Source organism: Flintibacter sp. P01028 (genome assembly GCF_041925235.1).
GTDB classification, from domain to species: domain Bacteria; phylum Bacillota; class Clostridia; order Oscillospirales; family Oscillospiraceae; genus Lawsonibacter; species Lawsonibacter aceti.
Genome location: NZ_JBHEVC010000002.1, coordinates 1 through 18765 on the forward strand (window position 1 = coordinate 1; position 18765 = coordinate 18765).

21 protein-coding genes and 1 tRNA gene are annotated in these 18765 nt (G+C 57.4%); 21 read left to right on the top strand and 1 reads right to left on the bottom strand.

Annotation, left to right across the window (positions count from 1 at the left end; translation table 11 throughout):
* Positions 1-107 precede the first annotated feature (107 nt).
* From ACEVJK_RS04160 to ACEVJK_RS04200, 9 genes are all read left to right on the top strand, one after another.
* The gene (locus ACEVJK_RS04160) at positions 108-374 is read left to right on the top strand and encodes a hypothetical protein (protein ID WP_374740048.1); all 267 of its coding nucleotides are present in this window, start codon (positions 108-110) and stop codon (positions 372-374) included.
* Positions 375-728: 354 nt separating this feature from the next.
* Positions 729-1526, top strand: coding sequence for an N-acetylmuramoyl-L-alanine amidase family protein (locus ACEVJK_RS04165; protein ID WP_374740049.1), 798 nt, complete (start codon positions 729-731; stop codon positions 1524-1526).
* A gap of 16 nt (positions 1527-1542) precedes the next feature.
* Positions 1543-1794 carry a hypothetical protein gene (locus ACEVJK_RS04170; protein WP_374740050.1) on the top strand — a complete coding sequence of 84 codons (252 nt, stop codon included), beginning with the start codon at positions 1543-1545 and terminating at the stop codon, positions 1792-1794.
* A gap of 145 nt (positions 1795-1939) precedes the next feature.
* Positions 1940-2101, top strand: coding sequence for a hypothetical protein (locus tag ACEVJK_RS04175; protein ID WP_374740051.1), 162 nt, complete (start codon positions 1940-1942; stop codon positions 2099-2101).
* The gene (locus tag ACEVJK_RS04180) at positions 2085-2576 is read left to right on the top strand and encodes a hypothetical protein (protein WP_374740052.1); all 492 of its coding nucleotides are present in this window, start codon (positions 2085-2087) and stop codon (positions 2574-2576) included. The genes ACEVJK_RS04175 and ACEVJK_RS04180 overlap by 17 nt, the downstream gene beginning before the upstream one ends.
* Positions 2566-2796 carry a hypothetical protein gene (locus ACEVJK_RS04185; RefSeq protein WP_374740053.1) on the top strand — a complete coding sequence of 77 codons (231 nt, stop codon included), beginning with the start codon at positions 2566-2568 and terminating at the stop codon, positions 2794-2796. The genes ACEVJK_RS04180 and ACEVJK_RS04185 overlap by 11 nt, the downstream gene beginning before the upstream one ends.
* Before the next feature lie 103 nt (positions 2797-2899).
* The gene (locus ACEVJK_RS04190) at positions 2900-3661 is read left to right on the top strand and encodes a hypothetical protein (RefSeq protein WP_186852451.1); all 762 of its coding nucleotides are present in this window, start codon (positions 2900-2902) and stop codon (positions 3659-3661) included.
* 99 nt (positions 3662-3760) lie between these two features.
* Complete coding sequence (locus tag ACEVJK_RS04195) at positions 3761-4156, top strand: hypothetical protein (protein ID WP_374740055.1); 396 nt, start codon at positions 3761-3763, stop codon at positions 4154-4156.
* Positions 4157-4170: 14 nt separating this feature from the next.
* A complete protein-coding gene (locus ACEVJK_RS04200) occupies positions 4171-4959 on the top strand; it encodes a hypothetical protein (protein ID WP_186852453.1) in 789 nt (262 codons plus the stop codon).
* A 180-nt stretch (positions 4960-5139) separates the two neighbouring features.
* On the opposite strand, the gene ACEVJK_RS04205 is transcribed toward ACEVJK_RS04200, so the two are convergent.
* A tRNA-Gln gene (locus tag ACEVJK_RS04205) sits at positions 5140-5213 on the bottom strand.
* Positions 5214-5375: 162 nt separating this feature from the next.
* Between ACEVJK_RS04205 and ACEVJK_RS04210 the strand changes: the two genes are divergently transcribed.
* From ACEVJK_RS04210 to ACEVJK_RS04265, 12 genes are all read left to right on the top strand, one after another.
* On the top strand, positions 5376-5642 hold the full coding sequence (locus ACEVJK_RS04210; protein WP_186852454.1) for a GNAT family N-acetyltransferase: 267 nt from the start codon (positions 5376-5378) through the stop codon (positions 5640-5642).
* 292 nt (positions 5643-5934) lie between these two features.
* Positions 5935-7095 carry a galactose ABC transporter substrate-binding protein gene (locus tag ACEVJK_RS04215; protein WP_374740057.1) on the top strand — a complete coding sequence of 387 codons (1161 nt, stop codon included), beginning with the start codon at positions 5935-5937 and terminating at the stop codon, positions 7093-7095.
* A gap of 160 nt (positions 7096-7255) precedes the next feature.
* Positions 7256-8764, top strand: a complete 1509-nt coding sequence (locus ACEVJK_RS04220; RefSeq protein WP_374740059.1) for a sugar ABC transporter ATP-binding protein — start codon at positions 7256-7258, stop codon at positions 8762-8764.
* Positions 8765-8781: 17 nt separating this feature from the next.
* A complete protein-coding gene (locus tag ACEVJK_RS04225) occupies positions 8782-9840 on the top strand; it encodes a beta-methylgalactoside transporter (RefSeq protein WP_147571236.1) in 1059 nt (352 codons plus the stop codon).
* Positions 9841-9980: 140 nt separating this feature from the next.
* A complete protein-coding gene (locus ACEVJK_RS04230) occupies positions 9981-11585 on the top strand; it encodes a response regulator (protein WP_374740061.1) in 1605 nt (534 codons plus the stop codon).
* Between the two features lie 148 nt (positions 11586-11733).
* Positions 11734-13500: a sensor histidine kinase gene (locus ACEVJK_RS04235; RefSeq protein WP_147571684.1), complete on the top strand. Its 1767-nt coding sequence runs from the start codon at positions 11734-11736 to the stop codon at positions 13498-13500.
* On the top strand, positions 13497-14450 hold the full coding sequence (locus ACEVJK_RS04240; RefSeq protein ID WP_374740062.1) for a sugar ABC transporter substrate-binding protein: 954 nt from the start codon (positions 13497-13499) through the stop codon (positions 14448-14450). The genes ACEVJK_RS04235 and ACEVJK_RS04240 overlap by 4 nt, the downstream gene beginning before the upstream one ends.
* Positions 14407-15471: a galactose ABC transporter substrate-binding protein gene (locus tag ACEVJK_RS04245; RefSeq protein WP_147571233.1), complete on the top strand. Its 1065-nt coding sequence runs from the start codon at positions 14407-14409 to the stop codon at positions 15469-15471. The genes ACEVJK_RS04240 and ACEVJK_RS04245 overlap by 44 nt, the downstream gene beginning before the upstream one ends.
* A 105-nt stretch (positions 15472-15576) precedes the next feature.
* The gene (locus ACEVJK_RS04250; protein WP_186852459.1) at positions 15577-16497 is read left to right on the top strand and encodes a tocopherol cyclase family protein; all 921 of its coding nucleotides are present in this window, start codon (positions 15577-15579) and stop codon (positions 16495-16497) included.
* 199 nt (positions 16498-16696) lie between these two features.
* Complete coding sequence (locus ACEVJK_RS04255; protein WP_186852460.1) at positions 16697-17209, top strand: cob(I)yrinic acid a,c-diamide adenosyltransferase; 513 nt, start codon at positions 16697-16699, stop codon at positions 17207-17209.
* 11 nt (positions 17210-17220) lie between these two features.
* Positions 17221-17556, top strand: coding sequence for a winged helix-turn-helix domain-containing protein (locus ACEVJK_RS04260; RefSeq protein WP_186852461.1), 336 nt, complete (start codon positions 17221-17223; stop codon positions 17554-17556).
* Positions 17557-17674: 118 nt separating this feature from the next.
* Positions 17675-18757, top strand: coding sequence for an ABC transporter substrate-binding protein (locus ACEVJK_RS04265; RefSeq protein WP_374740063.1), 1083 nt, complete (start codon positions 17675-17677; stop codon positions 18755-18757).
* Positions 18758-18765 lie beyond the last annotated feature (8 nt).

Genomic DNA, 18765 nt, shown 5'->3' on the forward strand with positions numbered 1-18765 from the left:
CCGTTGCCGTGGGCATTGTAAGCGGTCTGGCGGCAACTGGTGTTAACCAGGCCATCAAGCAGATGAAGGAATAACAACATATTTTTGACTACAAAGGAGATTGAACTATGAACACCGAAATGCTCTATGAACTGTACGAAATCACTGAGAAGAACGACGCCCCCGATTTGGCGACCGTAGGTATGGCTATGCTCCGGGAGAAGCACCCTGAGATTACCCATGAAGAGGCCAAGGAGATGCGTGAGTTTACTGGCCGTTACGGTCAGGAGCTGGCCGCCGCTTATCAAACTGGCGGTATGGATACCTTCGCCGCCGCCGTTGAGGCTGGCATCCAGGCTGACAAAGAGGCCGCCGAGCAGGCGGAGCAGGCATAAGAAAAAGCCGCCTCACTGGGCGGCAGGAATTGACAGAAAGCGGACCCTCTGATAGAATGATTTTGTCCCACAAGGGACCGGAGGGATACTGCAACAACGGCAGGCGGTTAGCCACACCACCCGAGAGGGGGTGAGGCCATGCGGATCACATTACATATCGGGCCTTTTACGGTTACGATTATTGTGAAAAGCAGAAACCGCCACTCTGCCAAGTGACGGCTTCATAGGCTTTTGCTTATTTAACCTGTTACCGGGCTAACCGCTTGTCGCAGTCATCCCTTCGTCATTATTATATCAGACCAGGCCGCTTTGTCAAGTAGACGGGGCGGCCTTTTGCCGTCCTTGGAGGATATCATGAGAATCGTACAACAGTATTTGACCAGAAACGACTGTTACAGGGCCGGGAGGACCATCCGGCCACAGGGGGTAATGATACACTCAACCGGGGCTAATAACCCCTCTGTGGCCCGCTATGTGCCCGGAGATGAGGAGATAGGCCGAAACACCTATGGCAACCACTGGAACCAGACCAATACAGAATACAAGGCAAAATTTGATAAGAAGCTGAATAAGTGCGCCCACGCCTTTATGGGCAGATTTGCCGATGGAGGCGTTGGCACGGTGCAGACCCTTCCTTGGAATCGCCGTGGCTGGCACTGTGGCCGAGGGAAGAACGGCAGTGCAAATGATACCCACATTTCTTTTGAAATCTGCGAGGACGGCCTAACGGATGCCAGCTATTTTAAGGCGGTGTACCAGGAGGCCGTGGAGCTGACCGCCTCTCTCTGCAAAGAGTATAACCTGGACCCGTTGGCTGACGGAGTGGTAATCTGCCATAAGGAGGGCTACCGCAGAGGGATCGCCAGTAACCACGGGGATGTCCTTCACTGGTTCCCTAAATTCGGCAAGACCATGGATGATTTCCGGGCGGATGTGGCCCGATGGATGGAAGGAGAGGATGAGACTGTGACCTACGAGCAGTGGAAGGAGTACATGGACCGCTATCTGGCCGAGCGAGCGGAGCTACCGGCCAGTATGCCGAAGCTGTTTGCAGAGGCCAACGAGCTTGGCCTGACAGATGGGACCCGACCTATGGCATTTGTCACTCGTGAGGAGAGTGCTGTTATGGCACGAGCTGCGGCGTTGAAGTAAGGAAAGGACGTGGAGCATGAGCGCAAGAGTAAAGCTACCGGAATCGCTTGACAAGCTCTTGCGCTCTCAACTGGAGGAGGCCATCCACGAGGCCGCACTCCACCGGGACGATGAACTGATTGCCAGACGATATCTTATTGACAAATGGTGTCAGATGGATATTGCGGCGGAGCTGGGATGGCGCAGGGCCACGGTGGGAGACCACCTCAAACATATTTTGGAGCGGGTGGAAAATGTATCCGCCAAGCTCTACACAAACCGTACATAAAACGTACACAACCCCGACTGGGACCGTACCCAGCCGGGGAATTTTTATGCGACAATATAGACATGGAGGACGTGAGGATCAAGGGTTGGTACACGTCGCCGCCCTCCTCACGGACTCCTTATTTTATACAAAGGACGTGTGATATATGACCCCGGTAGAGAGATTGATTGCCGCTGGCATCCGGCCTGATTGCGCCGCAGAAAGTGTGATGTGGTATCAGGCCCAGGGGGATGACTATGGGCTCCAAAAATACTTGGACGAGGTAGAAGCAAGAAAGGAGGCACTGGACAATGGCCGGATTTCCTAATTATACATACCCCGCTTACGGCGGCTACAACCCTGTAACTCCGTTTGCGCCCGCTCCACAGGTTTACCAACCTATGCAGCAGCCTGTTCCACAGCCTGTACAGTCCGCCCAGACAGTTGGGAGTACAAACACACAGCCCAACTTTTTCTGCCGTCCTGTGGCCTCCAAAGAGGAAGCTCTGGGTGTCCCGGTGGACTTTATGGGTTCTCCCATGTTTTTCCCGGACCTTGCTCATAATGTGGTCTACATGAAGCGGTTCAATACCAACAGTGGGTCGGCTGATGTGTTTGAGTTTAAGCTCGACGCGCCCAGAGAGAAACAGGAACAGTTCCCCACTCAGGTAGCGGCCTTTGCACCGCTGGATGAGTTTATAGACATGAAGGACACAGTACAAAATTTAAAGGACGAGGTTGATAGGTTGAAAAAACCTACTGGAAAGGCAGTGAAAAAGAATGATGCCTCCAATGATGAATAATCCAATGATGGCAATGCTCCAGATGGCACGGAACGGCGGAAATCCCATGCAAATGCTCCAACAGATGGCTGGACAGAATCCACAGGCCGCCCAGGCTATGCGGCTGATCCAGGGGAAGAATCCGCAGCAACTCCGCCAGATTGCGGAAAACATGGCAAAAGAGCGGGGCGTTGATCTGAATCAGATGGCCCATCAAATGGGCATTACATTGCCTAAGTAAATAAAGCACTTTATCAGTTTTCGGGTCTTGATAAAAACCGCTCTTTGGAAACATCCGGGGAGCGTACGGCCCCGATGTAATAACTGATAAAGGAGTATATACAATGGACAACGATTTTGCGACTGGCTATGCGCTGGGCAGCGATTCCAACGGCGGAAACTGTAACAATGGCGGCTTTTGGGGCGGTGACGGCTGGTGGGCTATTATCATCTTCGCCATGATTTTTGGCTGGGGCCGAGGCGGTTTCGGCGGCTTCGGCGGTGGCGGTGCCAGCACTGATCCTGGTCTCCAGGGCCTTGCTACCCGTGCCGATGTAAACGAGGCCATTGCCTTCAACGGTGTGGAGCGCGGCATCTCTGCTATCCAGCAGGGCATCTGTGACAGCACCTATGCCCTAAACAACAGCATCACCAACGGCTTCAATAACACCAATGTTGCTCTGCTTCAGGGCTTCAACGGCATCCAGTCCCAGATGTGCAACATGGCCGCGCAGGCTCAGGATTGTTGCTGCCAGACCCAGCGGGCCATTGACGGTGTGAATTACAACATGGCCACTAACACCTGCGCCATTCAGAACACTATCCAGGGCAGCACCCGCGATATTTTGGAAAACAACAATTCCAACACCCGTGCCATCCTGGATTTCCTGACTCAGAGCAAGATTGATTCCCTCCAGGCTGAGAATCAGTCCCTCAAGCTGGCTGCGTCTCAGGCTAACCAGAACAGCTATCTGACCGCCACTCTGGACGCTCAGACCTCTGAACTGATCCGGCGCATCAATCCTATGCCCGTGCCAGCCTATCAGGTGCCCGCCCCCTATCCCTACTGCGGGGCCTATAACAGCGGCTGCGGCTGTGGCTGCTAAACTGGTCGAAATCGACCACTTTAAATTTCCGGCTCTGCCGTGACTATTTCGGGGCGGTGGGCAACAGTCTGCCGCCCCTGATTTTTGGAGGTAAAATATATGTCTTGCAAACCTGTATGTAAGCTCTGTGACCGGCTTGTGCTCTCACAGGCGGTCACCTTTACTGGTGGGAATCTGGAGATCAACCTGCCTGCTGGTTCCTACAATAACGGAGAGAAGTATTGTATCGTTGTGGCCCAGGCGATCCCCGAAACTACCACTATCAATGCTCCGGTATATATCACCATCGGGACCGGGACAACGCTCTACCCGCTGACCAAGCGTAGCTGTGCTCAGGTAACCGCCTGTGGTATTCGTACCCGCACCCGCTACTCTGTCTGTGCGGTTACTACTCCCACCGGCGGCTCGTTCCGTATGCTGGGTGCTCCCTGCTGCTCCCCCAGCAACAACCTTTCCAGCATTGACGGTGGGACCGCCGCTGCCCCTGCGACATAAAGGAGGGATACAGTATGAAACGATCTACTAAAATGCTTCTGATGAACCAGGGGAAAGAAAAAGGCCGCCATTTCGGGTTTGAGTATGATGATTGGCGGGCTAAAGACCGCTATCCGTATCCTGACCGGGTGGAGGACCGCTTCCGCGACCGCACTGGCCGTGAGCACTACGACAATGGACGGTACGCCCCAATGTCCGCAATGATGGAACCGGAGGACAGAGGATATCGCAGATATTCAGACGGACGGTTTGCGCCCAGGTCGGATATGTATGGGCCTGATATGGGGCGCTATCTTCCCTACCATGACCAACCCATGGGCCATTTTGACGAGAACCAGCATTGGCCGATAAACGATAGATACGAGGGCCGTCCAATCGGGTTCAATCGTGACTGGGTACAAATGGGAAGTTCCGATGCGAGCGTGCCTCAGTATCGAGAGATGGACCACATTCCTGGCCATCGTGCTATGAGTGGATATTCTGACAGCAATTATTCCCCAAAGTTTGACCAGCAAATGGCCGATGAGTGGACCAGCCACATGGAGAATGAGGATGGAACAAATGGAGCCCATTGGACATTCGACCAGGCAAAACAGGTCATGGCACAACGGAGTCTAGGTTATGATCCCTACGAATTTTGGGCCGCACTCAATATGATCTATTCCGATTATGTTAAAGTGGCCAAGAAATTCGGAGTCGGGGATAAGATCGACTTCTATGTCGATATGGCGAAAGCATTCCTGGACGACAAGGACGCTGGTCCCGATAAACTGGCGAAGTATTATAAGTACATCGTAAGATAAAAAAGTCCGCCCTCAAAATTGGGGGCGGACTATTCTGTAAAGTAAAAATACTTTTCCACCACATTTTCCACCACTTAAAGGCACAAACAGGCACTAAAAAGATATTTTCTCTGCCTTTGAAGGAGAAAGAAAAATTCCCTGAAAGCACTGGAAATAAAGCACTTTCAGGGAATTTTAGCTTGGCAGCGGGAGAAGGATTCGAACCCTCACAAACAGAGTCAGAGTCTGTCGTGCTACCCTTACACAATCCCGCTATTTGCGCCTGCTGTCGCAAGCACGAATGTTATTATAGCAGAGGATAGAAAATTGTCAATAGAATTTTTTTATTTTTTTATTTTGAAAGCAAAAAAGAAAGATGGTCCTGTCTTGCCTTCTATCTGAAAGTAAGGTATACTACCTTTTAAGAGGTGATGGATATGGAGTTTCAGCATGAGCGGGAGCGCATTTTTGCCTTGGATGAACAGGGAAAGCTGGTGGCAGAGGTCACATTCCCCGTTTCAGAGGGGGTGGCTGACATTGACCACACCTTTGTAGACCAGTCCCTGCGGGGACAGGGGGTGGCCGGCCAACTGCTGGATGCTGCCGTGCGGCAGATCCGGATGGAGGGCCTGCGTGCCAAGGCAACCTGTAGCTACGCAGCAAAGTGGTTCAAGGAGCACCCTGATCAGTCTGATCTGCTTTAATTCCCCTGCACGAAGGACGACCTGCTCAAGGCCGTCTTTTTTATTGCTTCAATTTGTGGTGTAAGGCAGGAGAAATGAGGGGTATACTGTAAGGGTAAAAGGGCTGGGTTCGTCTTTTTTCGGAAAATTTTTCTCTTGTTTGCTCACGAAACCAAGTTTTTTTATAGAAGTTCGTAGTTTTTTCTATCGTTTTTGCGGCCAGAAACGATTAGAATAAGGACGCTGAAAGAAACGTCGGTTTTTTCAGCGAGTCTACGTAAGACGCCAACTGAACGAAACAGGAGGAATAACAATGAAAAAGAAGCTTGCACTTGCTCTGGCCGCTGTCATGATGATCGGCCTGTTTGCCGGATGTGGCAGCAAGGACAACAACAGCTCGAACAGCAACGCCGGCAGCTCTGCTGGCAGCGCCGCCGGCAGCACCTCTCAGGGGACTGCCACTCCCGCCAGCGATATGCGGGTAGACGTGTTCTACTATGACTTCTCCGATATTTATATCTCCAGCGTCCGCGCGTCTATGGACGAGCAGCTGAAGGCTCTGGGCATTGAGCCCAACAACTGGGACGGCGCCGGCTCTCAGCCCACCCAGACTGACCAGGTCAACACCGCCATCACCGCCGGTTCCGATCTTCTGATCGTCAACATCGTGGAGACCTCCACTTCCGATCCCGCCAAGGATATCGTTGAGGCCGCCCGCTCCGCTGACATCCCCGTCATCTTCTTCAACCGCGAGGTCGCCGACAATGAGGTGATCAACAGCTATGAGAAGTGCGCCTTCGTGGGTACCAACGCCCCCGATGCCGGCCATATGCAGGGTGAGATGATCGGCAACTACCTGATGGCCAACTACGATGCCGTGGACCTGAACGGCGACGGCACCATCTCCTATGTGATGTTCAAGGGCCAGGAGGCCAACGCTGAGGCTGAGGCCCGCACCCAGTTCGCCGTTGAGGATGCCAACGCCATCCTGACTGCCGGCGGCAAGCCCGAGCTGGCTTATTACGATGCCTCCGCTTCCACCAAGTACCTGGTTGACCAGGCCGGCAAGTGGTCCGCTCAGGCTGCCAACGACTACATGGTGTCTCTGCTGGGTTCCTATAACGAGGGCAACAACAACATGATCGAGCTGGTCATCTGCAACAACGATGGTATGGCCGAGGGCGCTATCGCCGCTCTGCAGAACGTGGGCTATAACAACGGCGAGGGCACCACCATCATCCCCGTGTTCGGCGTTGACGCCACCGACTCCGCCAAGGCTCTAATCAAGGCTGGCAACATGACCGGCTCCATCAAGCAGGACGCCGTGGGCATGGCCTCCACCATCGTCACCCTGGTCAAGAACGTTCAGGACGGCGCTGAACTGATGGCCAATACCGATTCCTTCACCATTGACGCTGATGTGGCTAAGATCCGAGTGCCTTACGCCATGTATGACGCTACTACCCAGGACTAAGGACTGGTGGCAAAGCTGAATCGGCCCCAATAGAAACGACCCAAAGCGAGCGGGGCTGCCGGATGGCAGCCCCGCTCTCCAAGTGAAGCTCCCGCTTGAGACGCGGCCTGTACCGGGCGCGTATGAAGCGGAAGCTTCACCAAGAGAGAGGAGGAACAATATGGAGCAGCCAGCACTGCTGGAGATGCGCGGCATCTGCAAGGAATTCCCGGGCGTCAAGGCGCTGGACGGCGTCAATCTTACTGTCCGTCCTGGCACAGTCCATGCCTTGATGGGGGAGAACGGAGCCGGTAAGTCCACCCTGATGAAGTGCCTGTTCGGCATCTATCACAGAGACGCGGGTACCATCACGCTGGACGGCAAGGAGATCAATTTCAGAAGCTCAAAAGAGGCCCTGGAGAATGGTGTGGCCATGGTGCACCAGGAGCTGAACCAGGCCCTGACCCGCACGGTGAAGGACAACCTGTGGCTGGGCCGGTATCCTAAAGTAGCCGGATTTGTGGTCAGCGAGCGCATAATGGACCAGCGCACAAAGGAGATTTTTGAGACCTTAGAGGTAGAGGTGGACCCCAATGCTGTGATGTCCACGCTGCCCGTTTCCCAGCGCCAGATGGTGGAGATTGCCAAGGCAGTATCCTATAATTCCAAGATTATCGTCTTTGACGAGCCCACCTCCTCCCTGACAGAGACTGAAGTGGAGCACCTGTTCCGGATCATCAATATGCTGCGGGACCGGGGCTGCGGCATCATCTATATCAGCCACAAGATGGAGGAGATCCTGCGGATCAGCGATGATGTCACCATTATGCGGGACGGCACCTGGGTGGCTACCAAACCGGCCAAGGAGCTGACCATGGACGAGATCATCAAGCTGATGGTGGGCCGGGAGCTGACCAACCGCTTCCCGCCAAAGACCAATAAACCCGGGGATGTGATCCTGGACGTCCAGCATATTGCGGGAAAATATACCCGGCTGAAGGACGCTACTTTCCAGCTGAAAAAGGGTGAGGTGCTGGGTATCGCCGGTCTGGACGGCTCCGGCCGGACCGAGGTGTTGGAAAATCTGTTCGGCGCCATGACCCGACAGGGGGGAACTATTACCCTCCACGGTAAGCAGATCCAGAACCGGACCCCCAGAGAGTCCATCAAAAACGGCTTTGCCCTCCTTACCGAGGAGCGTCGGGCCACCGGCATCTTCGGCATTCGGGACATCAAGGAGAATACCGTCATCTCCAATATCAAAAATTACCTGGTGGGCTTTGGCCGTCTGGCCTACCTTAGCGACAAGAAGATGAAAGAGGACACCGACTGGGCTATCCAGGCCATGCACATCAAAACGCCCAGCCAGAGGACCCAGATCCGCTCTTTGTCCGGCGGCAATCAGCAAAAGGTCATCATCGGCCGCTGGCTGCTGACCAAGCCGGAGATCCTTCTGCTGGACGAGCCCACTCGTGGCATCGACGTAGGTGCCAAATACGAGATCTATCAGCTTATCATCGACCTGGCCAACGAGGGCAAGGGGGTCATTATGGTATCTTCCGAGATGCCTGAGCTGCTGGGCGTATGCGACCGCATCATCGTCATGTCCGGCGGTCAGGTAGCCGGTGAGGTAGACGCGAAGAACACCAGCCAGGAGGAGATCCTCACCCTGGCGGCGAAGTATGTGTAAAGAGGAGGAAACGATTCATGAGTAACGAATCCAAGCAGCTCGCCGCCAAGGCGAAAGGCATTGACGCCAAGCAGGTCGGCAACGCCCTGCTGAACAATGCCCTGATCATCATTATGCTGGCGGTGGCCGCCTATGTGGCGATCACCCAGCCTTCTTTCCTGGCCCCCCGCTCTCTGGTCAACCTGCTGTCCCTGACCGCGGCCTATCTGCCTGTGGCGCTGGGCATCGCCGGCTGCATCGTGCTGACTGGCACCGACCTGTCCGCCGGCCGGGCTGTGGGTATCACCGCCTGTGTGGCGGCCTCCCTGCTCCAGGCCAGCGATGCCGCCAACAAGATGTGGCCCAATATCGGCACCCTGCCCATCCCCCTGGTCATCCTGATCGTGGTGGGCATCGGCGCTCTGATCGGCGCATTCAACGGCTTCTTTGTGGCCAAGTTCAAGCTGCACCCCTTCATCGTCACCCTGGCGACCCAGCTGATCCTGTACACTATCCTTCTGCTATATGTTCAGCAGGGCAACAACAACGGCATGGCCATCTCCGGTCTGGATCAGGGCTACCGCAACTTCGTGGTGGGCAATCCCCCTCTGCTGACCTTCGGATCCATTCAGATCCCCAACTATGTGATTTACGCTGTGCTGCTGACCGTTCTGATGTGGTTCATCTGGAACAAGACGACCTTCGGAAAAAACATGTTTGCCCTGGGCGCCAATGAGGAGGCCGCCCGTGTGTCCGGCGTCAACGTGTTTGCCACCACCATCGCCGTCTTTGCCCTGGCTGGCGCCATGTACGGCTGGGCCGGCTTCGTGGAGTCCGCCCGTATCGCCTCCAATACCGCCAACACCGGCGTCAACTACGAGCTGGACGCCATCGCGGCCTGCGTCATCGGCGGCGTGTCCTTTGTAGGCGGCATCGGTAAGATCAGCGGCATCGTCATCGGTGTTATCATGCTGCGCCTGATTTTCGTGGCCCTGCCTCTGGTGGGCATGGACCAGAACCTGCAGTATGCCATCAAGGGCGGGATCATCCTCTTTGCCTGCGCTCTGGATATGCGCAAATATCTGGTGAAAAAGTAATTTCTACCGCACGTTCCTCTGGCCTTTTGGGCGCCCATCCACCACACGGCGGACGGGCGCCTTTCTTCTGTGGGAAAGAAGGGAGGCCCTTGAATAGCTTGGCAGACCTGTGCTATACTCTTTCCAAAGGAGGGGTCACTATGGAGCCCTACCGTGTGCTGCTGGCCGACGACGAGGAGGAGATCCGCGCCGGCATCAGCCGCAAGATCGACTGGAGCAGTCTGGGCTTCGCCCTGGTGGGCGAGGCGGAGAACGGCCAGGAGGCCCTGGAGCTGTCCGAGCAGCTCAGGCCGGACGTGGTCCTCACTGATATCAAAATGCCATTTATGGATGGCTTGGAGCTGTGCCGCCGCTTGAAACAGTCCCTTCCGGCGGCTAAACTAGTAGTATTCTCCGGTTTTGACGATTTTGAATACGCCCGCCAGGCCATCGGTATGGACGTATCCGAATATATCCTGAAGCCCATCAACGCCCCTGAGCTGATGGATGTGCTGAACAAGCTGAAGGACCAGCTGGACCGGCAGCGGCTGGAGCGGCGGGATATGGAGACCCTCCGCCGCCGGTATGAGGAGAGCCTGCCCGTGCTGCGTGAAATGTTCTACGCCCGGCTGCTGGATGGACAGATACGGGCTGATCTGATTCAGGAGCGGGCGGGCCGATACGAGATTGAACTGCCTCAGGGGACTTGGGCGGCGGCGCTAGTCCAGGTGGACTGCCTCAACGAAGCGGGAAAGCCGGAGCGGGATGAACTGCTCCTCCTGTCCGTCCGGGCGTTTTTGGAGGAGCATTTTGCCTTGGAGGGCTGTACCATCCGGGCCATCCTGTATAATGATACAGTGGCTCTGCTGGCCCATATGGGAGATCAGGGGATATATCCCCTGATCGAGGAGCTGGGGCGGCTGTGTGCCCTGGCTTACAGCTATCTGGGGATGTCGCTGACCGTGGGGGTGGGCTTGCCCTGCGATGGGCCGGAGGAGCTCCATTCCTCGGCCGAGGGGGCCCGTTCCGCCCTGGATTACCGTGTGCTGAAGGGGAGCGTACAGGTCATCTATATCGGCGATATGGAGCCGGACCACACGGTCCGGCTGGCCTTCGAGGAGGAGGACCAGCGCCAACTGACAGCGGCGATCAAGCTGGGAAGCCAAGAAGAGGTGGAGCGGACCATTCGTACACTGATGGACCGGGTCCGCGAGGCGGGGCTCTCTTTGCCCCAGTGCCACCTGTTTTTCCTGGAAACCATGACCTGTCTGATCAAACTAGCCAGAGGAGGCGGGGTGGAGCTGGAGCGGGTGTTTGGGTCCGGCTTTACCGGGGCGATCTCCATCACGGATTTTTCCTCGCTGGATGAACTGGAGCGGTGGCTGGTAAAGGGCGGCCTGAAGCTGCGGGAGCTGCTGGGGCAGCAGCGGACAGACTCCACCTGGAAGACGGTGGAGCGGGCCAAGGATTTTATTGCCCGGAACTATGGGGATGGGGATTTGAGCGTAGAAACCCTTTGCTCCTATCTCCACCTGTCGCCCACCTATTTTTCCACCCTCTTCAAACGGGAGGTGGGGATGAGCTTCATCGCCTATCTGACTGAGGTGCGGATGGAGCGGGCCGCCCAGCTCCTGCGGGAAACAGAGGAAAAGACCTACCTTATCGCGGAGCAAACAGGTTATACTGACCCCAACTATTTCAGCTATGTGTTCAAGCGCCGGTTCGGTGTGTCCCCCTCCAAATTCAGGGCGGGACAGACGGGCTGACACCATCCGCCGGATGGGCATAACAGCGGGCCATGGCCCGCTGCCCCTTTCCCAGGAAAGGGGACCTGGTCAACGAAAAGAGAGGAGGGGGAGAGTGACCTCTATATTAAAGCGGTTTACCAGCCGCTGGGCCCAGCGATACCAGAAAATGAGCATCCAAATGGTTATCTCCCTCTCCTTTACCACGGTGGCGGTGGTGGGGATGATCTTTATGGGCCTGAGCCTGTTTTGGCGCTTTTCTTCCGCCACCGGGGAACTGGTGGCGGAGAACAGCCAGCGGGTGCTGGCTCAGGTCAATTTGAATCTGGACAGCTATCTCCGCTCTATGATGCGGGTGTCCGACACCATGTACTACCGGGTTATCAAGAGCGCGGACCTGGGGCGGGACAGCCTGACCGCACCCATGGAGCTGTTATATGAGGACGACCGGGACTCCCTGGTGTCCATCGCCCTCTTTGACCTGCGGGGAGGGTTGGTGTCCGCCGTTCCGTTAAGCGCCCTGAAACAGCCAGCGGACCTGACGCAGACGGGCTGGTTCCTCTCGGCGCTTCAGAAGAAGGAGAACCTCCATTTCTCTACGCCACATGTCCAGGATCTCTTCGAGGACCCGGACTACCACTACCAGTGGGTGGTTTCCCTCAGCCGCTATGTCCAGCTGACCCGGGACGGAGCCACAGAGGGGGGTGTCCTGCTGGTGGATATGGGCTTTGCTGGCATTGAACAGGTGTGCCGCAACGTGGAGCTGCCCAATGGGGGCTACCTGTATCTCATTGACGGCAGCGGCGAGCTGATCTACCATCCCCGGCAGCAGCTCATCTATTCCGGGCTGCAGGAGGAGAACAACCAGGCAGCGGCACGCTACCGGGATGGCACCCACAGCGAGGAGTTCCAGGGCCAACGCCGCCAGGTGACCGTAAAGACCGTAGGCTATACCGGCTGGAAGCTGGTGGGAGTCGTGCCGGTGGAGGGAGGGTTTGTCTCCGACTCCCGGCAGATATTCCTTTTTGGGCTGTCCCTGCTGTTGTTCTCTATCTTCCTCATGGCCTTTTTGAATTTCCGGATATCTGCCCATATCTCGGATCCTATCCGCCGTCTGGAGCAGTCCATCAAGGAGCTGGAGGCGGGCAGGGAGGAGGTGGAGATCGAGGAGGGAGGTTGCTATGAGGTGCAGCGCCTGGGCCACTCGATCCGGTCCATGGTGTCCACCATGCGGCACCTGATGGACGACATCATCGAGCAGGAGGGGCAGAAGCGCCGAAGTGAGCTGGAGGTCCTCCAGTCCCAGATCAATCCCCACTTCCTCTATAACACTCTGGATTCCGTCATTTGGATGACCGAGGCGGGCCGCTATGAGGAGGCCATCCAAATGGTCACCTCCCTGGCCCGGCTGTTCCGCATCTCTCTCAGCCGAGGAAAGAGCATCATCCCCCTGGCGGACGAGTTGGAGCATGCCCGCCACTATATGAATATCCAGCAAATACGCTATAAAAACAAATTTACCACGCAAATCAATGCCCTGCCTGGGACCGATGGCCTATATACCATGAAGCTTATTGTACAGCCTATCTTGGAGAACGCCATCTACCACGGGATGGCCTCAGCGGAGGACGACGGCCTCATCACCGTCACAGCCCGGCGGGAGGGGGAGGACCTGGTCATTGATGTAGCGGACAACGGGCTGGGGATGCGTCCAGAGGTGGCCGCCTCTCTGCTGGATGAGGACAGGCCCGAAATCCGCACCAGCGGATCGGGGATTGGAGTGCGGAATGTCCACCGGCGGATTAGGCTGACCTTCGGAGACAGATATGGGCTTACCATATTCAGCGAACCCGACGAGGGGACCACTGTGCGGATCCGCCTCCCCGCTCTGGATCAGGACGGGGCGGCTCAGTACCAGCGGGAGGACGTGCCATGAAAAAGAGAAGAAGCGCGCTGATCCAGCTGGCCATCCTGACAGCTCTGGGAGCCGCTGTGGCCCTCACCCTTCTGCTGCCTCAGATGTCTGGACTGCACAGGCGTCCACAGCCGCTGGAGCTATCGGTCATCATTCGGGAGCAGGACAGCTCCCTCTGGACCAACACCCGTATGGGGATGGAGCAGGCGGCCGGGGAGCTGGGGGCTGAACTGCGGTTTTTGACCCTGGCCACCGCCAACGACGGCAGGGAGCAGTGGGAGCTGTTACAGCGGGAGATCGAGCAGGGCGCGGACGCTCTGGTGGTCGCCCCCGCGGACCCGGCGGCGCTGGAGAAAAGCCTGGGGGAGTTGGACAGGGACGTTCCGGTGGTCACATTGGAATCCCCGCTGGAGGGGGCTGATTTGAGCGTGGTAGTCCCCAATGCTGAGATGGGGGCCAGTCTGGCCCAGGCGGCACTGGAGGATTGGAAGGGTGGAACGGTGCTTTTGCTTGACACCGCTCCCCACTGTACCGCTGTGGCCCAGCGCCTGGCGGCGGCCAAAGATTTCTTGGCCGGGGCTGGGGTGGAGACACAGGTTGAGACAGTCTCTGTAGACAGCCTGGCGAGCCGGCTGCCCGAGCTGCTTAGGCAGTTGAGCCCTGCCCAGATGATGACGTTTGAGCCGGCGGCCACGGAAGCGGCCGCCAGTGTGAAAAGCCTGGAGGGGCTTTCGGCGGATCTCTACGGCGTAGGCGCGACCGCCGCCGTTGTAGCGGCCCTGGATCAGGGCGCCCTGTCCGCCGTGGCCGCCTGGAGCGACTACGCCGCGGGCTATCTGGCGGTGGACGGAGCCGCCAAACTGGCCAGGGGGGAGCGGAGCGAAATGAAGCCGCCGCCCTTTTTCCTGATCCGAGGGGAGGACATCTATGAGCCGGACAACCAAAAATTACTCTTCCCAGTCACATCTTAAAGGAGTTGCCGTCCTGCTGCTGGCCCTGCTAGCCATAGCGCCTCTGTCTGGCTGCGGCCCAGAAAAGGGAGCGGAAACAGAGACCTTGCGGGTGGGGCTGGCGCTCTATACCCAAGACGACACGTTCATCTCCACCATTGTACAGGACCTGGAGCGGATCGCCCAGGAGGAGGAACTGGCCAGGGACATCAAGATCAACCTCTCTGTGGCTGATGGAAGGAGCAATCAGACGACCCAGCTGGAACAGGTGGACCGGCTGATTACCTGGGGCTGCGATGTGCTGTGTGTCAATATCGTGGACCGCACCGCGGCGGCGGTTCTCATTGACAAGGCGGAGGAGGCCGGGGTGCCCCTGATCTTCTTCAACCGCCAGCCGGTGGCGGAGGATATGGAGCGATGGGATCAGCTCTACTATGTGGGCGCCAGAGCGGAGGAGGGAGGCATCCTTCAGGGGCAACTGGTGCTGAAGGCATGGCTGTCCGACCGGGAGCGGCTGGATAAAAACGGAGACGGTATCCTCCAGTATGTGATGCTGGAGGGAGAGCCGGGCCACCAGGACGCCCTGCTGCGTACCGAGTATTCCATCCAGGTGTTGTCAGAGGCTGGGGTGGAGCTGGAGAAACTGGGAAGCGACACCGGAAACTGGAAGAGGGGGCCGGCCGCCACAAAAATGGGCCAGTGGCTGGAGGAATTTGGGGACCAGATCGAGGCGGTCATCGCCAACAATGACGACATGGCGCTGGGCGCGATAGACGCCTATGGACAGACGGACTGGGAGCTGCCTCTGGTGGTGGGGGTAGACGCCACCGCCCCGGCGCTTCAGGCCGTAGCGGAGGGAACGCTGTACGGCACGGTCCTCAACGACGCCGAGGGGATCGCACGGGCGATGCTGGACCTCACACTGGCACTGAGCGGTGTGAAGGACTCTGGGGACACTGTGGAGCTGACCGGGGACCACTACGTCTGGCTCTCCTACCAGAAAGTGACCAAAGAGAATCTGGCGGACTTTCAAATGGAATAGGTCTTTGGCGGGACGGGGCGTGGTTCCTGTCCCGCTGATATTTTGTTCCCGCGGGGATATACTATGGGGGAATGGATCTTAAACAGAGTAAAAGGTGGAGAGAGCATGGAATACTACCATGGTCCGGGCCGGCGTGGGGCCTATTTTGAGGGCTGGTATCTAAAGCATCAGGGCCCGGAGGGGGAGTTGGCCCTGATCCCGGCGATTCACCAGCGGCGCGGCGGGGAACGCTCTGCCACCATCCAGGTGATCACTGCGGACCAGACTAGAATATTCTCTTTCCCAGAACGGGCGTTTCAGGCATGGGCGGACCAGTTTAAGGTTCGAGTCAGCGGAAACTGGTTTTCCCAGGACGGAGTCTATGTGGATTTGGAGGAAGGGGATTTTTCCCTGAAAGGAGAGCTGCGTTACGGCCCGTTTACCAGGCTGGAGTCAGACATTATGGGCCCCTTTCGACGGGTGCCGGCCATGGAGTGCGTCCACACGGTGCTGAGTATGGCCCACCCGTTGGAGGGGCTGCTCTGCCTGAACGGGCGGTATTTGGATTTCTCCCATGGAACGGGATATATCGAGGGGGACAGGGGGAGGTCGTTCCCCAGGACCTACCTGTGGACGCAGTGCTGCTGGCAAGAGCGCCAGAAGGGGAGCATCATGCTCTCTATTGCCCACATCCCTATTCTGGTGGGAGGGTTTACCGGCTGTATCTGTCAGATATGGTTCGGAGGCAGATCTTACCGGATGGCCACCTACCAGGGAGTAAAAGTAGTCCAGTGGGGTAAAGAGGGGGCGCGTCTAAGACAGGGAGATTTGGAATTATCAGTGGATCTGGTCCGGGAGAGCGGACAGCCCCTCCGGGCCCCTGTTTCCGGACAGATGGAGCGGACCATCCACGAGAGCCTCTGCGCCACCGTCCGCTACCGCCTGTGGGAGCGGGGAAAGTTGATGTTCGACCGGACAGATGAGCTGGCCAGCTATGAGTACGCGGACGAGGGAAAAAAGCGCCGGGGGAGGGGCCGGTATTCATAAGGAAACATGGACTCCAACAAGATACAGACAGGAGAGGGATGGCCTTGTTCCCAGCCGGCCGGTCACAAAGCTTGATTTTTCTCAGAAAATGTAGTTAAATCAATCTGATATCAAGATGCCTGTGCCGCGAACGGCGCTTTAGCCCTTTCCGGAGCGGAGAAGGCTTTTTGGAGGCAGGCGGAAATGGGGAGGGACAAGCATGGAGCGGGGAATGGTCCACCTTTACTGGGGAACGGGAAAAGGAAAAACGACAGCGGCTATGGGGCTGGCCCTCCGGGCCCTTGGAAAAGGTATGGGAGTCACCGTAGTCCAGTTCTTAAAAGGGGGAATGAGCGGGGAACTGTCCCCTTTAGAGCGGTTGGGGGCCAGGATATACTCTGGGGCGGCTGGAGATCGGTTCTTCTTCCAGATGTCGGAGGCGGAGCGAAAAGAACTGGCGCAGGCGCAGACCAGACTGCTTCATCAGGCTCTCCAGGTCCCCTGTGACCTGCTGATCCTGGACGAGGCCTGTGCGGCCTGGCAGCTTGGCGCGGTAGACCGGGAAATGCTCCGTCAGGCTGTATTGGGCCGGCCGGAGCATTGTGAGGTAGTGCTTACTGGCCGGGAGCCCGCGGATTGGATGAAGGAGGCGGCCCACTACTCAACAGAGATGGTCTGCCACAGCCACCCCTTTGACCGCGGGACACAGGCTCGCCCTGGGATCGAATTTTAAGGGGGTAAGAAATGGAGCATCTGCGCTATCATCTGACCGTGAGGCTCTACCGGCAGGACAAGAGCTTTGGCCCCGGCCCCATGCGGCTGCTCCGCGGTGTGGAGGAGGGCGGTTCTCTTCACCAGGCGGCGGAGGCCATGGGGATGTCTTACTCCAAAGCGTGGACCCTGCTGCGTAAGCTGGAAAAGGAGTGGGGCTTTACCCTGCTGGACCGCCAGTCCGGCGGCCCCAAAGGAGGAGGCTCCGTACTTACCCCGGAAGGCAGGGATCTGCTGGAGCGGTATGAGGCCATGTGCGCCCAAGTAGAGCAGGCGGCCCAAAAGGCGTTTGCACAATATTTTCAGTAGCTGAGAGCACCCCTGCCCGACGGGCAGGGGTGTTTTTGACAAAGGGATATTCTTGTGTTAGAATAACGCTCGGCATTTGCCGACCAGAGATCGACAAAAGATAAAGAGGGATAGAGAGATGAAGATAAACTTTCAAAAGCGGCTGCTGGCACTGGCCATTGCAGCTGTGATGACCCTTTCCTTGGCCGCCTGTGGCCAGAAGAACGGCCCCGCGGCTTCCAGTGGGAGCCAGGGGGCGGCCACTGGCTCCGCTGAGGTCCAAAGCGGCGGGCAGGAGGGGATAGTCGCCTTTACGGACCAGGCCGGGCGGCAGGTAGAACTGGAGGGTCCGGCCCAGACGGTGGTAAGCTGCTATTATGTGACCACTTACGCGGCGATTGCTCTGGGCGTAGCCGACCGGGTGGTAGGTCTGGAAAAAAAGGCGGATACCCGTCCAATCTATCATATGGCGGCCTCTGCCTTGCTGGAAAAGCCCCAGGTGGGCACCATGAAAGAACTGGATGTAGAGGCGGTGGCCGCTCTGGCTCCGGATCTGGTGGTCATGCCAAAGAAGCTGATGGACTATGCGGATACCCTGGAGGAGCTGGGCCTTCCGGTGATGGTCGTGGAGCCTGAAACCCATGAAGGACTAGTGACTATGCTGGAGCTGCTGGGGCAGGCCTGCGGGGTTGAGGACCGGGCGGCCCAGCTGACAAACTACTATGAGGAACAGCTGGACCGGATGGCCCAGCTCACCGAGGGGACGGAGAGGCCGCTGGTCTATCTGGCGGGGAACTCCTCCTACCTTACCGCCGCCCCGGACGCTATGTATCAGAGCTCTCTGATCGAGGGCGCCGGAGGGACCAATGTGGCCGCTGGCCTGGAGGGGGACTACTGGGCCGAAGTATCCTATGAGAGCGTCTTGGCCATGGCGCCGGAGGTGGTCATTATCCCAGCGGGAGCGGAGTATACGGCTGAGGATATTCTAGGGAATCCCCAGTTGGCCTCCCTTCCAGCGGTCCAGAGCGGCGCGGTCTACGCCATGCCCAGCGGCATTGAGGAGTGGGACTCTCCCATCCCCTCCGGCATTCTGGGCACAATGTGGCTGACCAGCGTCCTCCATGAGGACGTTTATCCCTTTGCGGACTTTGTGGCCGACGCGCAGGACTTCTATCAGACCTTCTACGGCTTTCAACTGGATGGGAGCCTGATCACCAAGTAACGAAAGGA

Excerpts from the sequence above, each read along its gene's own strand:
- ACEVJK_RS04160 (WP_374740048.1), top strand. The coding sequence starts at position 108 with ATGAACACCGAAATGCTCTATGAACTGTACGAAATCACTGAGAAGAAC.
- ACEVJK_RS04165 (WP_374740049.1), top strand. The coding sequence starts at position 729 with ATGAGAATCGTACAACAGTATTTGACCAGAAACGACTGTTACAGGGCC.
- ACEVJK_RS04170 (WP_374740050.1), top strand. The coding sequence starts at position 1,543 with ATGAGCGCAAGAGTAAAGCTACCGGAATCGCTTGACAAGCTCTTGCGC.
- ACEVJK_RS04175 (WP_374740051.1), top strand. The coding sequence starts at position 1,940 with ATGACCCCGGTAGAGAGATTGATTGCCGCTGGCATCCGGCCTGATTGC.
- ACEVJK_RS04180 (WP_374740052.1), top strand. The coding sequence starts at position 2,085 with ATGGCCGGATTTCCTAATTATACATACCCCGCTTACGGCGGCTACAAC.
- ACEVJK_RS04185 (WP_374740053.1), top strand. The coding sequence starts at position 2,566 with ATGATGAATAATCCAATGATGGCAATGCTCCAGATGGCACGGAACGGC.
- ACEVJK_RS04190 (WP_186852451.1), top strand. The coding sequence starts at position 2,900 with ATGGACAACGATTTTGCGACTGGCTATGCGCTGGGCAGCGATTCCAAC.
- ACEVJK_RS04195 (WP_374740055.1), top strand. The coding sequence starts at position 3,761 with ATGTCTTGCAAACCTGTATGTAAGCTCTGTGACCGGCTTGTGCTCTCA.
- ACEVJK_RS04200 (WP_186852453.1), top strand. The coding sequence starts at position 4,171 with ATGAAACGATCTACTAAAATGCTTCTGATGAACCAGGGGAAAGAAAAA.
- ACEVJK_RS04210 (WP_186852454.1), top strand. The coding sequence starts at position 5,376 with ATGGAGTTTCAGCATGAGCGGGAGCGCATTTTTGCCTTGGATGAACAG.
- ACEVJK_RS04215 (WP_374740057.1), top strand. The coding sequence starts at position 5,935 with ATGAAAAAGAAGCTTGCACTTGCTCTGGCCGCTGTCATGATGATCGGC.
- ACEVJK_RS04220 (WP_374740059.1), top strand. The coding sequence starts at position 7,256 with ATGGAGCAGCCAGCACTGCTGGAGATGCGCGGCATCTGCAAGGAATTC.
- ACEVJK_RS04225 (WP_147571236.1), top strand. The coding sequence starts at position 8,782 with ATGAGTAACGAATCCAAGCAGCTCGCCGCCAAGGCGAAAGGCATTGAC.
- ACEVJK_RS04230 (WP_374740061.1), top strand. The coding sequence starts at position 9,981 with ATGGAGCCCTACCGTGTGCTGCTGGCCGACGACGAGGAGGAGATCCGC.
- ACEVJK_RS04235 (WP_147571684.1), top strand. The coding sequence starts at position 11,734 with ATGAGCATCCAAATGGTTATCTCCCTCTCCTTTACCACGGTGGCGGTG.
- ACEVJK_RS04240 (WP_374740062.1), top strand. The coding sequence starts at position 13,497 with ATGAAAAAGAGAAGAAGCGCGCTGATCCAGCTGGCCATCCTGACAGCT.
- ACEVJK_RS04245 (WP_147571233.1), top strand. The coding sequence starts at position 14,407 with ATGAGCCGGACAACCAAAAATTACTCTTCCCAGTCACATCTTAAAGGA.
- ACEVJK_RS04250 (WP_186852459.1), top strand. The coding sequence starts at position 15,577 with ATGGAATACTACCATGGTCCGGGCCGGCGTGGGGCCTATTTTGAGGGC.
- ACEVJK_RS04255 (WP_186852460.1), top strand. The coding sequence starts at position 16,697 with ATGGAGCGGGGAATGGTCCACCTTTACTGGGGAACGGGAAAAGGAAAA.
- ACEVJK_RS04260 (WP_186852461.1), top strand. The coding sequence starts at position 17,221 with ATGGAGCATCTGCGCTATCATCTGACCGTGAGGCTCTACCGGCAGGAC.
- ACEVJK_RS04265 (WP_374740063.1), top strand. The coding sequence starts at position 17,675 with ATGAAGATAAACTTTCAAAAGCGGCTGCTGGCACTGGCCATTGCAGCT.